This is a genomic window from Streptomyces sp. NPDC058274, from assembly GCF_042881375.1.
GTDB lineage: Bacteria > Actinomycetota > Actinomycetes > Streptomycetales > Streptomycetaceae > Streptomyces.
In genome coordinates, this window is sequence record NZ_JBHVXW010000008.1 from 46270 (window position 1) to 58321 (window position 12052).

Consider the following 12052-nt stretch of genomic DNA (forward strand, 5'->3'; position numbering starts at 1 on the left):
GGCTGAAGGCTGCCCGAAGACAGCAGCATCGGCGACCGAGAACGACCAGGCGCAGGTCCCTCAAATGACCGCCACCGTACCGCGGCAGCTGGTGCACCGCGCCGCCGTCGCCGAGGTCTTCCTCACCGGCTGGTCCGCTCTCGACGGCGAGCGGACCCGCGTCCTGGCCCAGTGGCCGCGGGCGCACAGCCTGTACCGGCCTGTCGAGGGCCGTTACGACCCGATGCTCGCCGCCGAGACCATCCGGCAGGCGGGCGTGCTGGTGGCCCACGCGGTGCACGGGGTTCCGCTCGGCCACCGCTTCCTGATGTGGGGGCTGCACTTCGCGGTCCACCCCGAGAACCTGACGGTCGGCAGCCGCCCTGCAGAGCTCGAACTCGACGTGGCCTTCACGGAGATACGCGGTTCGGGCAGCAGACTCGGCGGCCGCTACACGGTGACGATCCGCTCGGCGGGACGCGTCGTGGCCACCGGGGGCGCCCACTTCACCTGCACCTCTCCGGCGGTGTACCGACGGCTGCGGGAGGCGCGGCTCGCCCAGTCGACCACGGCCGGCGTCGTGGCGGGGGCGGATCTGCCGTCCGTTGCCCCGGTCTCGGTCGGCCGCGACTCCGCCCGCGATGTCGTACTGGCTCCCGGCGGGACGCCGAGGCGCTGGCAGTTGCGCGTGGACACGAGCCACCCCATCCTTTTCGACCACCCCGACGACCACGTCCCGGGCATGGTCCTGCTGGAGGCGGCGCGCCAGGCCGCCGCGACCCTCTCACCTCCGGGTGCGGCGCCGCTCCTGGTCTCCATGGACAACACCTTCGACCGGTACGTGGAGTTCGACACCCCCTGCTGGATCGAGGCCGAGGTGCCGGACGGGCAGCCCGACCACGTGCGGATCGTCGGACGCCAGGACGGCGAGCAGGTCTTCAGCTGCCTGCTGTCCACCAGCCCGTCCGGAGCCTGACGCTCCGTCAAGCGCCTTGTACGCCAGGCCGATTGCGGACACGGCGCAGCGCGCACGGATCCGCCCCAGCATCCCGCCCCGAAGAGGAACCACTGATGATCCTGGTGACCGGAGCCACCGGAACGGTCGGCCGGCATGTCGTCACCGGCCTGGTCGCCGGCTCCCACGCCGTGCGCGTCCTGGTCCGCGACCCGAAGCGGCCGTCCGCGTCGGGGCCGCGGGTGCGGACGGTGGTCGGGGACTTCGCGGATCCGGCCGGCCTCGCCGAGGCCATGGCCGGTGTCCGCGCGGCCTTGCTGATCACGGCCGACCCCTTGCGCCCCGAGCACGACGCCCACCTCGTCGAGAGCGCGCGCGTCGCGGGTGTGCGGCACCTCGTGAAGCTCTCCGCCCTCGCCGTGACCGAACCGGGCGCCGACGATCTGATCACCCGCTGGCAGCGCGAGGCCGAGGAACGGATCCGCGCGTCGGGCATTGCCTGGACCTTCCTGCGCCCGAGGTCCTTCATGTCCAACACCCTGAGCTGGGCACGCTCCGTCCGGGAGGAGGGCGTCGTCCGCGCCCCGCACGCAACGGCCGCCAACGCCACCGTCGACCCGCGCGACGTCGCCGACGCCGCCGTGCTCGCCCTCACCGAGCCGGGTCACGAAAGGTGTGCCCACGCGCTCACCGGCCCCGAGGCGCTGACGCCCGTGCAGCAGACGGAGATCCTCTCCGAGGTGCAGGGACGCGCCCTGCGCTTCGAGGAGATCAGCCGCGAGGACCATCTGCGCCAGTTGTGCACCCGGTACCCGCGGCCCATCGCCGACGCCCTCGCGGAGGGCGCGGACCGCCAGCTGTCCGGCGCCAAGGCCCACCGCGACGACACCCTGCCGCGCCTGCTGGGCCGCCCGGCGCGGACATACCGGCAGTGGGCCACCGACCACCAAGCGGCCTTCCGTCCGTAACGTGCCGCACAGAGCAACGACCGTGTCCGACGGCCGACTTGGGAGAGCTCGAATGGAACGCGCCATCGCGCAGGCCGACGTCGTCATCGCGGGCGGTGGACCGGTCGGCATGCTGCTCGCCGCGGAACTCGCCGGCTACGGCGTCGACACCGTCGTACTCGAAGGCAAAGCGGCGACCGATGATCAGCCGAAGGCCAACACCCTGCACGCCCGCACCGTCCAGTCCCTCGCCAGGCGCGGCTATCTGGACGGCCCCGGGCCTGCGGACAACCCCACCCCGGTCACCGCCCCTTTCCACTTCGGCGGTATCACCGAGCTCACCGTCACGTCCCCCGCCACCGAGCCCGTGCCCCTGCTGAAACGGCCGCAGTCCGAACTCGAAAGGCAATTCGAGGAGACGGCTCGGGCCCGCGGCGCCCGGATCCTGCGCGGCCACCTCGTCGTCGAGGCGGCACAGACCGCGCACGGCGTCCAGGTCACGGCGGAGGGTCCGGACGGCCGGCGGACGGTACGGGCGGCGTACCTCGTCGGCGCCGACGGCGCGCGCAGCAGGGTGCGCGAGCGGACCGGCTTCCCCACCGACACCTGGCCCGCGTCGGTCTCCGCGTTGATGGGCCGCGTGCGGGTCGCCGCGCCGGACGTGCTGCCGGGAGGCTGGCACCGTACGCCCCGCGGCTGGATCGTCAGCAGGCCCGAGCCCGGCGAGCACCGGCTCATCCGCACCCTCGACTGCGCGAGCGCCCACCCCGACCGGCACGCCCCGGTCGGCCCGGACGAATTCCGGCGCGAGGTCTCCCGGATAGCCGGACACGAGGTGGAGATGTCCGACGCCACCAGCCTCACCCGCTTCAGCGACTTCACCCGGCTGGCCCGGACGTTCCGCCGGGACCGGGTCTTCCTCGTCGGTGACGCGGCCCACCTCCATTTCCCCATCGGCGGCCAGGGGTTGAGCACGGGCCTGCTGGACGCCCTGAACCTCGGCTGGAAGCTCGCGCACAGCGTGCGGGGCACCGCGGGCAAGGGGCTCCTCGAGAGTTACGACGCCGAGCGCCGCCCCGTCGCACTCCGTCTGGTGGAGAACACCTTCGCCCAACTGGCCCTCATGCGCGCGGGATCCGACGTCGACGCGCTGCGCTCGCTGTTCGGCGACGTGCTCGCCACCCGGGACGGCCATGCGCTGATCAGCGGCATGATCAGCGCCCAGGACACCGTCCACCCGTCGCGGTCTGTGCAGCCGTCCCCATGGGAGGGGCGCTTCCTGGAGAACCGGCCGCTGCGCACCGAGCACGACGGACCCACCGATCTCATCGGACTCCTGCGCGACGGCCGCCCGTTCCTGCTGCTCACCGCGGGGGCGGACCGGCATCTGGCCGACACCGCCGGCCGGTGGTCGCACGTCGTACGCACCGTACGCGTGCCGGACGATGCGGACCTGCCGTGCCAGGCGCTGCTGGTCAGGCCCGACGGTTATGTCGGCTGGGCCTCGGAGGGGGGCGACTTGGCCGAGGCGCTGACGGCGTGGTTCGGGGGCACGCCCGCCTAGGCGGTCCTTGTTCGGGTTCGCCGCCCGACGGTTCCGGTCTTCGTCGTACGGCGTCCAGGCGCGCCTCGACGTGCGCGCTCCCGTCCTGACGGGGACGACGCGACGGGCTGCGCTGCGGGCACACCGGGACATCGCGCCGGGACGGTGCCGCCCGGGCGGGGGCGGGACCGTCGTGCGGGCTACCGGGCCGCTGCCCCGTCGGACGCGGGCCTCGGCGCCGGTGCGTAGCCGGTGGGCCGGGTGGTGAAGACTCCCCGGCCGTCGGCCGGGCCTGGGCGAAGCTGGTTCGCCCTGCACGACCGGCAACGGGCGCTTCTCAAACCGTTCTTGGCCTGTGAAGGTCCCGCAGTCTCGGAGCCGGGTCGCTGGGGGTTGGCCTGTGCGCTGCGCGATCACGGGCTTCCGAGCGCCAGGCGCGACGACGGGGAGGTGCGGAGTCGGCCGGGGGGAGTTGGCCACCGCTCACCTCGCGCCACACGCTCTCGGCGAACCGGGCCGCCTGCGGATGCGAGCCGTGCGACGGATAAGCGAGGTGCAGGCGGACGGTGGGGGCGTCGCGCAGGGGGACGAACCGTACGGCGGGATGGTGGTAGCGGCGCGTGGAGTCCTCCGGCGCGGTTCCCACACCCAGGCCCGCCGCCACCTTCTCGAGCCACTCGTCGTAGTTGGAGCATTCCGCGCCCACCACCGGGCGTCGGTCGGCGGGCCACATGTGAGGAAACGTCACTCCGCTGACGGTGTTGACGATGAGAGGCAACTCGGCCAGCTCCTCCCAGGCAAGTTCGTCCCGCTCGGCCAGTGCCCAGTGCGCGGGAACCGCCGCGACCCGCCTCTCCTCGTAGAGGAAGACACCGCGCAGATGCTTGGGCAGGGAGTCGCCGCGCAGGATTGCGAGGTCCGCCGCTCCGGTGTCCAGTCCGGCGAGCGGTGTGTCGCAGCGGACGTACTCCACCCGGACGCCGCCCTCCTCGGCGAAGGAGGCAGCCATCAGGGACAGGCCGTCGGGCAGTCCCCAGCTGAAGCCCAGCCGCAGCTGCTCGCCCACTCGTATGCCGATTCGACCTGGAGAGCATGGTGACGGCCTACCCGTTGGACAACCACGCCGAGGCCCTTGCCGACGTGGCGGCGGGCGCCGTCCTGAAGGCCGTACTGACCGGCTGACCGGCCGTGCGGTGAGAGCCCCCAATCACCGGGCGCCGAATTGCACGTCTCCCCTGTGTGCTTCAGGCGCCGCCGGCACGCGGAGGTGAGCCCCACGGGTCCCCATCCGTACGACCCGGGCCCGCGGGGCTCATTCGCCTGCCTGCATGCGGCGCAGGGCGTCCTCGGAGTCCCGGTCGTCGGGCAGGTAGGCGAGGAAGTGGTGACCGGGCTCGTCCACGGCGGCCAGCTTCACGTAGCGCAGGCGCAGTTCGCCGACGGCCGGGTGCCGGAAACGGCGGACCGACGGCTGGAATCCGGCTGTCTCCCGGCGCTCGTACCAGCGGGCCGCGTCGTCGTCGGACAGCAGCTCGCCGATGAGTTCGGCGAACCGCGGATCGTTCGGCCGGCGAGCCGCCCGGGACCGGAACTGGCCCAGCAGGGCGCGGGCCTCGTGTTCCCAGTCGGCGAGCAGGGTGCGGGCCGGCGGCCAGCGGAACACCAGCCAGAGGAGGTTGCGCTGCTTGGGGTGCAGCCGTGCCGGATCGGTCAGCAGCGCGGCGTACCCGGCGTTCCAGGCCAGCAGGTCCCAGTGCGGGTCGAGCACCACGGCGGGGTGCGGTGTCATGGCCTGCACGAGAGTGAGCAGGTTGCGTGACACCCAGGTGGGGGCGTCGGCGGGCGGCCTGCTCTCCTCCACGAACGACAGCACGTGCGCGGTCTCCGCGGCGTCCAGCCGCAGCACCCTCGACACCGCGCGCAGCACCTGCTCCGAGGTGCGCACCCGGCCCTGCTCCAGCCACGTGTACCAGGACACGCTGATACCGGCGAGTTCCGCGACCTCGGCCCGCCGCAGCCCCGGTGTCCGGCGGCCCGGGGCGTACGGCAGGCCCACGTCCTTCGGCGTCAGCCGTTCCCGGCGGGACCGCAGGAAGGCCCCCAGTTCGCGGCGGGGGGACTCGCCCGGCGGTGTGGGTGCGCCGCTCACCGGCCACCGCGCCGGCGGTCGGCCGTGGCCGGCGCGGATCGGTGATGCGCGGCGAGACCTGGGCGCACGTCCAACTCGGCCGGCAGGCACTGTGGTTGGCCGACGTACCGCGCGAGGAGGCCGAACGGCGCGCCGCGCCGGGCCGCAGGGGGCGGTGCGCAGGTGTCCGGGGGCGACAGCCTGCCGCGCGTCATGGTGCCTCTCCTCCGCGTACGGGCGTCCGCCCGGCCGCAGGCGCCCTCTTGTGATGCTGCCGTCACCAGGCGCGATGCCGGACCGGCAGCCTGTGAGTGATGGTAATAGCCAGCGGTCTCCGCCCCGAGGGGCCCGGTGCTGGACTGGGTGGCGGACCGGATCCGCCCAGGATCGGTCGTCTCTGTCACCCGTTCTCGTCGAACCCTCTCGGAAGGGGGCGTCCACCCCGTGACCACCACCGCGTCGGTACCGGTGGCGACCTTGCCCACGTCCGCCTTGCGGCTGTTGCGCGCCGCCGGCTTCGTCAGCAACTTCGACCGCTTCTGCATCGCGCCCATGCTGGTTGTCATCGGCCCCCGGCTCGGGGCCCCGCTCCCCACCGTGGTGCTGGCCGCAAGCGGCTACTACCTCACCTACGGGCTGATGCAGCCGGTGTGGGGGGTGGCCAGCGACCGATGGGGCCGCGTGTGGGTGATGCGGGTGTCGCTCACCGGCGCCACTCTGGCCGCCCTGGCCTCGGCCCTCGCTCCGAACGCCCCCGTGCTGATCGGGACCCGCGCCCTGGCCGGCGCGTTCTTCGCCGCCTCCATCGCCGCGTCCTTGACGTACGTGGGCGACACGGTGCCCGCCGCCATCCGGCAGCGCCCCCTCAGCGAACTGATGACCGCGTTCGCGCTCGGCACCGCCGTGGCCACGGTCGTCGCCGGGGCGCTGGCGCACTACGTCACGTGGCGGCTGGTGTTCGCGCTGCCCGGCATCCTCGCCGCCTACCTGGCGGTGGCTCTGCGCCGCCTGCCCGAGCCGGAGCGGGCCCCTTCCGGATCACTGCTGACGCCCTTCCGCGTGGTCCTGTCCTCACCCTGGCAGTGGTACGTCATGGCGGTGGCGATGCTGGAGGGTGCGGTGCTCCTCGGCTTCCTGACCTATCTGGCCCCGGCCCTGGAGGCGCGTGGAGTTCCCACCACCCTGGCCGGCGCGGTCGCGGCCTTGTACGGGGTCGGTTCCATGGCGGCGGCGCAGGTGGTCAAGCGGCTTGTCGGGCAGTGGTCTCCGGTGGGCCTGATCTTGGCGGGCGGGGTGCAGATGGGTGCGGCGTACCTGCTCGCCGGGTACAGCCAGTCCACCGGGGCGCTCGTCGTCGTCGCCCTGCTCCTCGGGGGTGGCTGGTCCTTCATGCACTCCACGATCCAGTCGTGGGCGACCGCGCTGTCCCCGACGGCCCGCGCAACGGGCGTGGCCATGTTCGGCGTCGCCCTGTACGTGGGCAGCGCCGTGGCCAGCGGGCTGGCGGCCTCCACCGCTCAGGCGCACGACTACCGGCCCCTGTTCTGGCTGGCGGCGCTCCTGACCGTGCCCCTGACGGTGGCTGCGGCGGTGGGCCGGGCACGCTATCGCTGAGGGGCGGCCCGGTACGTCGGCCGCGGCTGTGGCCGAGTGCCGGCGTGAGCGCCACCGCCTTACGCGCTTCGCCGAGGTCGGCGGTGAACTCTGTGTCTGCTCTTTGAGACGGCGCTTGCCCAGCACCCCAGGGCCTTTCGGAGTGATCCGGAACGGGGCGGCGCAATTACCGGACGAACAACATCTGCCGAGGCCCCGTGGAGCCCCAGGCACCGCGCAGCCTCACAGGAACGGGGAGGCGCGGGTCGGCGCGCTTCGTGGCGCGCAGAGGTCAGTCGTTAGTCACGGAATTCCGGTTCCGGCCGCGCAGCCGGCACCGGACATCCGCAGACACGAGGATCACCTCGTACCGCGACCGGGGAACAACGACAGCGATGCGGTGACGCACGGCCGGGCTCCCCTCACTCGTCACGGACGCGCCGCCATGCCGGGGCGCGCTGTGTGGTGAGTGTAGGCAAGGGGGTGCCGCGCGGGGGCACCGGATTTTCCGGACGCCGGCCGGGCGGGCTTCGGCTCCGTGACGAGGACGAGGACGAGGACGAGCGTGGACGGGCGGAACGGATCTTCATGTCTGCCTGGACCGGGACAACTCGTGCTCAGTCGCCCGCCGTTACCGTTTCGTTGATCCTTCATTTACGTGGACACTCGACCCCGCAGGACGGAAACTGCCGCCAGACCGACGCCTTCAGCTTCTGGGCAACAGGGTGCCGAGAGGCCCGAGGTCGAGGTTGAGATCCTCCCGGAGCACTCCGTGCTGTTCGCAGAGTTCCGTCATCCGCTGGTCCAGCAGCATGAGCGTGGTCCCGATCTCGTCGGCCTGCTCATCGCTGAGATCGCCCTGGTCGATACGGCGCATCGCCTGGCTCTCCATCAACTGCCGCAGGAGTTCGACGATGGTGAGAACCAGGGCGACGAGGTCGCGTCCCATCTGCTCGGAGTCCAGGTCGAGCCGGGAGCCCGTCACAGCGGGCCGCCGTCCGACCAGGGCGCGGGGACGCGTTCGTTGACGGACGACAGCAGGGCATGCAGCGACAGCCGCACCAGCGGAACGTCGGCGATGGCGATGACGACATCACCGCTGATCACCACGCCGGTGGCGAGGAGGCGGTCCAGGAGGTCGACGAGCGGTACCCCGATGGGGCCAGTCAGCGGCTCGGCACTGTCCCAGGGCACCACGTCATGCGTCATCTCGCGTGTCACGCCTGCACCTCGCCGACGAATGAGTAGGGCACCCACGGCCCGGACAACTCGATCTGCGCCCCGGTCCGTTCCCGCAGTGTCTGTGTCAGCAGAGCGAACTCATCGGCGCGGTGCTCCGCCACCAGATATGTGGCGTTGAGGATCTGGACCCGTAGCTCGCCGGGGAGTTGGGGCCCGTGCGGTCGCAGCCTGCGGGAGGCGGTGGCGACGCGGCCGACTTCCGCGTCCACCAGGTCAGCAGTCCGCAGCGCCTCGGCCTGACGGCGCTCGCGGCGCTCCTGGACGCCGCGCTTGCGGTTCAGGTAGGCGAGGCCGGCGCCCGGGGCCGGGCGGGACCGCTCGGTGGCCGCCGGTGTCTGCGGCTGCGTCGCTGTCTGCGTCTGCGGCTGCGGCTGCGTGGTGCGGCGGGCGGGGGTGGGGCTCGTGTCGTCGGGCGGAGAGATCGACGTGTACACCTTGACGCCCCACTCGGCATGGTGCGCAACGCGCTTGAGCGCCGCGTGGAACCGGTCGGCCTCGTTGCCCAGCGCCTCCCGCGCCCTGTCCGCACCGTGATAGAGGGTCGCCATCGGCAGCGGAATCGTCGGGCAGCAGGCAGCGGCCGCGGCCACCACCTCGTGGTGCGCGCGTGCGTAGCGTTCCAGTTCCCGCTGGTCGGAAAGGCGAGCCTGCCACGCCTCGTCCGTGAAATCGCTCGCCCGGACAGACTGGGCGATCGCGGTCAGTGTCCCGAACGGCAGAGTGTCCACCGGAGTCTCATCGCTGACACCCGGCAGGCCGGCGACGGCAGCCGGGTCGGGATTCCGGCACACGGCGAAGACATAGAGGGCGTTGGCGTCCGTGGCCTCAGGGCCGCGCTCCGTCATGTGCGTCGGTTCTCCTTGGTCATGTTGGTCCTGTCGGTCACGGCTGGGGCACGTCATGCCTGGGGCTCATTTGCCGGGCGATTCCTCGTCCGTTCCGGATTCGAGCGCCTTCAGACGCTCACGCAATGCGCGGTTCTCGTCCTCCAGGGCATTGCGGGAGGCCCGCGAACTGAGGGCCGGGTCGGTCTCCCACCAGTCGATGCCGGCCTTCTTCGCGGTGTCCACGGATGCCACGAACAGACGGAGCCGGATGGTGAGCAGTTCGATGTCGAGGAGGTCGATCTTGATGTCGCCGGCGATCACGATCCCCTTGTCGAGAACACGCTCGAGGATGTCGGCGAGGTTGGCGGTCTGCGGTCCGGCGACGGGATAGGACCCCTGCCGGTAGTCGACCTCAGTCACGGCGCCGCCTCTGCCCTCTTCGCTTCCTCGAGGGGGTCACGTCCTCTTCCTCGTCCTCGTCCTCCTCCTCGTCCGCGTCCTCCTCGTCCTCGTCCTCCTCGTCCTCGTATTCGCCGTCGACCTCGTCTTCGGCCCCATCCTCGTCTTCGTCTTCATCTACGTCTTCGTCTGGGCCACCGGCCTCGTCGTCATCCTCGTCCGCGTACGCGCCCTCGGCCTCGTCCTCGGTCTCCTCGTCCTCCGAGTCCTCCGAGCCCTCCGAGTCCGCCTGTTCAGCTTCCTCTTCCTCCAGAGCGTCCTCGTGGGACACCACGACCTCACCGTCACGGATTTCACCGCGCCAGCCTTCGGGCTCCTCCTGGGTGAGGGTGACGTATCGCTGGAAGTTCTTGAAGTCGAGCCGCATACGGCGCCCTTGGGCCCGCCACAGGTTGCCCGTCTTCTCGAAGAATCCGGACGGGTAGTACTCCACGACCAACACGATGCGCGTCAGAGTGGGCGCCAGCTCATGGAAACTGACCGCGCCGCGCGTGGTGCCCTTGGCTCCCTCGGAGGTCCAGACAATGCGGTCGTCGGGAATCTGTTCCTGGACGGTCGCCTTGAAACTGCGCGAGGAGGGACCGACCTTGACCTTCCAGTCACTGGCCAACTCGTCGTTCTTCGAAACGTCGCGGACGCCCTTGGCGAAACTGCTGAACTGGTCGTACTGCGTCCAGTAGTCGTAGGCATCGCGCAGGGGCACCCCCACATCGAGGACCTCGATGATGTTCATGACCTTGCCGCCGCTGGACTTGCGTTTGCCCTTTCCGCCACCCATCGCCTCCTTGGCCTTGCCCACGACGTTGTCCTTGGCCCCCTTGGCCTTCTCCGAGACGAACGCCTTCAGCGGGGAGTCGCCCTGGAGGACGCGCGAGCCGATCGCGCCGAGCGATCCGCCGTTCTCGGCCACGTCGGTGAGCTGCCCCGTGACGTCGGTCAGCTTGTCGCCCGCTTTCTCGGCGAGTCTCCCCATCTGTGTGGTGAGGAAGTTGGACAGCTCCTCGCGAAGCCGGTCCGAACCTGACGCCGCCGCTGCGGGCTCGTCCTTTTCCGTCCTGGTCATGACTGGCTACCTCCGACGATCGGCGCGCTTGGATGCTGCTCGCTTCGACGACGTCGTCTTCTTGGCCGGGGCCGTCTTCTTGGCCGTTGTCTTCTTGGCCGCGGACTTCCTTGCGGGCGCCGTCTTCTTCGCCGGAGCCTTCTTCGCCGGAGCGGTCTTCTTGGCCGCGGACTTCCTTGCGGGTGCCGCCTTCTTCGCCGGAGCCGCCTTGTGCGCCGCTGAACTCTTCTTCGCCGGTGTGCTCTTCTTGGCTGCGGCCTTCTTGGCAGGCGCCGACTTCTTGGCCGGCGCCGACTTCTTGGCCGGTGCCGACTTCTTGGCCGGTGCCGACTTCCTCGCTGGTGCGCTCCGCCCCGATACGCTCTTCCTCGGCGCGGGCTTCGTCGCCGGCTCCGCATTCCGCCCAGCCGCCTTCTTTGCCGTCCGTGACTTCTCCCCGCGGTCGGGGGCGGACCTCTTGCGTGCCGCCGGACGGGGTGCCCTGGAGGACCGAGCCGACCGCGGAGACGTACGGTGCCGCCTCGGTTGCGGCTCCTCCGGCTCCGCCTCTTCGTCATCCAGGTCTTCGTCCTCGTCCTCGTCCTCTTCTTCGTCGTATTCGGCTTCCGGCTGTTGGTCCTCCCCTTCTTCGTCCTCGTCCTCCTCGTATTCGTCCTCGTCCTCGTCGTATTCGGCCCCCGGCTCTTCCTCTTCCTCCTCCTCTTCCTCTTCGTCCTCGTACTCGTCCTCGTCCTCGTCCTTCTCGCCGAGCCGGGCCGTACGGTCCCCGATGGCGTCGGCCAGCGAACTCATGCCACGGTCGGCGGCGGCAGTCACCGCCTTGCGGCCCGCCTCGAGAACCTCGCCTCTCAACTGCTCCTGCAGCTGGGCAACCTGGGGAACCTCGCCGAGCCTTCGCATACCCTCGGCCGCGAGTTGACGAGGTTCGAGACCGAATCGTCTGCCCGCCAGATAGGTCGCGACGGACAGCGCCAGCCGGCCCTTCTTCGTCCGGCCCAGCACATAGCCGCCCACCACCGCGGCCGCGAGCGTCACCTTGGCTTGGTCATCCATGAGTGCGTCACCTTCGATCGTTCGGCGCGGCGCCGGCCTGTGCTGCGTGCAGCCGGTCGAGCAGCCGCTCCTCTTCCCGTTCGAACTCCTCCAGGCTGATGTCGCCGTCCTCGAATTCCCTGTTCAGCACAGCCAGCTGGGCGCGGAGCACTCCGGGATCGTGCAATTCACGCTCGGCTGCGTCGTTGATCTTCTCCGCCACCCAGACCACGCCGCGGACCGGTGCGAGGGGGAGCGTGAGCAGCCCGGTGATGAGTCCCATG

Annotated in this window: 13 protein-coding genes; 4 read left to right on the top strand and 9 right to left on the bottom strand. The window is 71.0% G+C overall.

Features of this window, described 5'->3' with window-relative positions:
- The first annotated feature begins 64 nt into the window (after positions 1-64).
- From ACFVYF_RS17900 to ACFVYF_RS17910, 3 genes are all read left to right on the top strand, one after another.
- Complete coding sequence (locus tag ACFVYF_RS17900) at positions 65-955, top strand: ScbA/BarX family gamma-butyrolactone biosynthesis protein (RefSeq protein ID WP_389456313.1); 891 nt, start codon at positions 65-67, stop codon at positions 953-955.
- A 95-nt stretch (positions 956-1050) separates the two neighbouring features.
- The gene (locus tag ACFVYF_RS17905) at positions 1051-1902 is read left to right on the top strand and encodes an NAD(P)H-binding protein (protein ID WP_389456315.1); all 852 of its coding nucleotides are present in this window, start codon (positions 1051-1053) and stop codon (positions 1900-1902) included.
- A 52-nt stretch (positions 1903-1954) separates the two neighbouring features.
- Complete coding sequence (locus ACFVYF_RS17910) at positions 1955-3445, top strand: FAD-dependent monooxygenase (RefSeq protein ID WP_389456317.1); 1491 nt, start codon at positions 1955-1957, stop codon at positions 3443-3445.
- Positions 3446-3761: 316 nt separating this feature from the next.
- Here the strand turns inward: ACFVYF_RS17910 and ACFVYF_RS17915 are convergent, their stop codons facing one another.
- Together ACFVYF_RS17915 and ACFVYF_RS17920 are read right to left on the bottom strand one after the other, a co-directional pair.
- On the bottom strand, positions 3762-4490 hold the full coding sequence (locus tag ACFVYF_RS17915) for a LysR family substrate-binding domain-containing protein (RefSeq protein ID WP_389456319.1): 729 nt from the start codon (positions 4488-4490) through the stop codon (positions 3762-3764).
- Positions 4491-4736: 246 nt separating this feature from the next.
- Positions 4737-5573 (bottom strand): helix-turn-helix domain-containing protein, encoded by an 837-nt coding sequence (locus ACFVYF_RS17920; protein ID WP_389456321.1) that lies wholly within the window; start codon positions 5571-5573, stop codon positions 4737-4739.
- A 423-nt stretch (positions 5574-5996) separates the two neighbouring features.
- Here ACFVYF_RS17920 and ACFVYF_RS17925 point away from each other — a divergent pair, with 423 nt between their 5' ends.
- Positions 5997-7166, top strand: a complete 1170-nt coding sequence (locus ACFVYF_RS17925) for an MFS transporter (protein WP_389456323.1) — start codon at positions 5997-5999, stop codon at positions 7164-7166.
- A 685-nt stretch (positions 7167-7851) separates the two neighbouring features.
- Here the strand turns inward: ACFVYF_RS17925 and ACFVYF_RS17930 are convergent.
- From ACFVYF_RS17930 to ACFVYF_RS17960, 7 genes are all read right to left on the bottom strand, one after another.
- Positions 7852-8130: a gas vesicle protein K gene (locus tag ACFVYF_RS17930; protein WP_389456325.1), complete on the bottom strand. Its 279-nt coding sequence runs from the start codon at positions 8128-8130 to the stop codon at positions 7852-7854.
- On the bottom strand, positions 8127-8354 hold the full coding sequence (locus ACFVYF_RS17935) for a gas vesicle protein (protein WP_389456783.1): 228 nt from the start codon (positions 8352-8354) through the stop codon (positions 8127-8129). Before ACFVYF_RS17935 ends, ACFVYF_RS17930 begins: the two co-directional genes overlap by 4 nt.
- A gap of 8 nt (positions 8355-8362) precedes the next feature.
- Positions 8363-9232, bottom strand: a complete 870-nt coding sequence (locus ACFVYF_RS17940; RefSeq protein ID WP_389456327.1) for a GvpL/GvpF family gas vesicle protein — start codon at positions 9230-9232, stop codon at positions 8363-8365.
- A 66-nt stretch (positions 9233-9298) separates the two neighbouring features.
- Positions 9299-9634: a gas vesicle protein gene (locus ACFVYF_RS17945; protein ID WP_389456328.1), complete on the bottom strand. Its 336-nt coding sequence runs from the start codon at positions 9632-9634 to the stop codon at positions 9299-9301.
- On the bottom strand, positions 9627-10736 hold the full coding sequence (locus ACFVYF_RS17950; protein WP_389456330.1) for an SRPBCC family protein: 1110 nt from the start codon (positions 10734-10736) through the stop codon (positions 9627-9629). Before ACFVYF_RS17950 ends, ACFVYF_RS17945 begins: the two co-directional genes overlap by 8 nt.
- A 6-nt stretch (positions 10737-10742) precedes the next feature.
- The gene (locus ACFVYF_RS17955; RefSeq protein ID WP_389456332.1) at positions 10743-11789 is read right to left on the bottom strand and encodes a histone protein; all 1047 of its coding nucleotides are present in this window, start codon (positions 11787-11789) and stop codon (positions 10743-10745) included.
- Positions 11790-11796: 7 nt separating this feature from the next.
- Positions 11797-12051, bottom strand: coding sequence for a gas vesicle protein GvpG (locus ACFVYF_RS17960; protein ID WP_389456334.1), 255 nt, complete (start codon positions 12049-12051; stop codon positions 11797-11799).
- Position 12052 lies beyond the last annotated feature (1 nt).

Coding starts and splice junctions, on each gene's coding strand:
- ACFVYF_RS17910 (WP_389456317.1), top strand. CDS start 1,955: ATGGAACGCGCCATCGCGCAGGCCGACGTCGTCATCGCGGGCGGTGGA.
- ACFVYF_RS17940 (WP_389456327.1), bottom strand. CDS start 9,232: ATGACGGAGCGCGGCCCTGAGGCCACGGACGCCAACGCCCTCTATGTC.
- ACFVYF_RS17960 (WP_389456334.1), bottom strand. CDS start 12,051: ATGGGACTCATCACCGGGCTGCTCACGCTCCCCCTCGCACCGGTCCGC.
- ACFVYF_RS17955 (WP_389456332.1), bottom strand. CDS start 11,789: ATGGATGACCAAGCCAAGGTGACGCTCGCGGCCGCGGTGGTGGGCGGC.
- ACFVYF_RS17935 (WP_389456783.1), bottom strand. CDS start 8,354: ATGACGCATGACGTGGTGCCCTGGGACAGTGCCGAGCCGCTGACTGGC.
- ACFVYF_RS17900 (WP_389456313.1), top strand. CDS start 65: ATGACCGCCACCGTACCGCGGCAGCTGGTGCACCGCGCCGCCGTCGCC.
- ACFVYF_RS17905 (WP_389456315.1), top strand. CDS start 1,051: ATGATCCTGGTGACCGGAGCCACCGGAACGGTCGGCCGGCATGTCGTC.
- ACFVYF_RS17950 (WP_389456330.1), bottom strand. CDS start 10,736: ATGACCAGGACGGAAAAGGACGAGCCCGCAGCGGCGGCGTCAGGTTCG.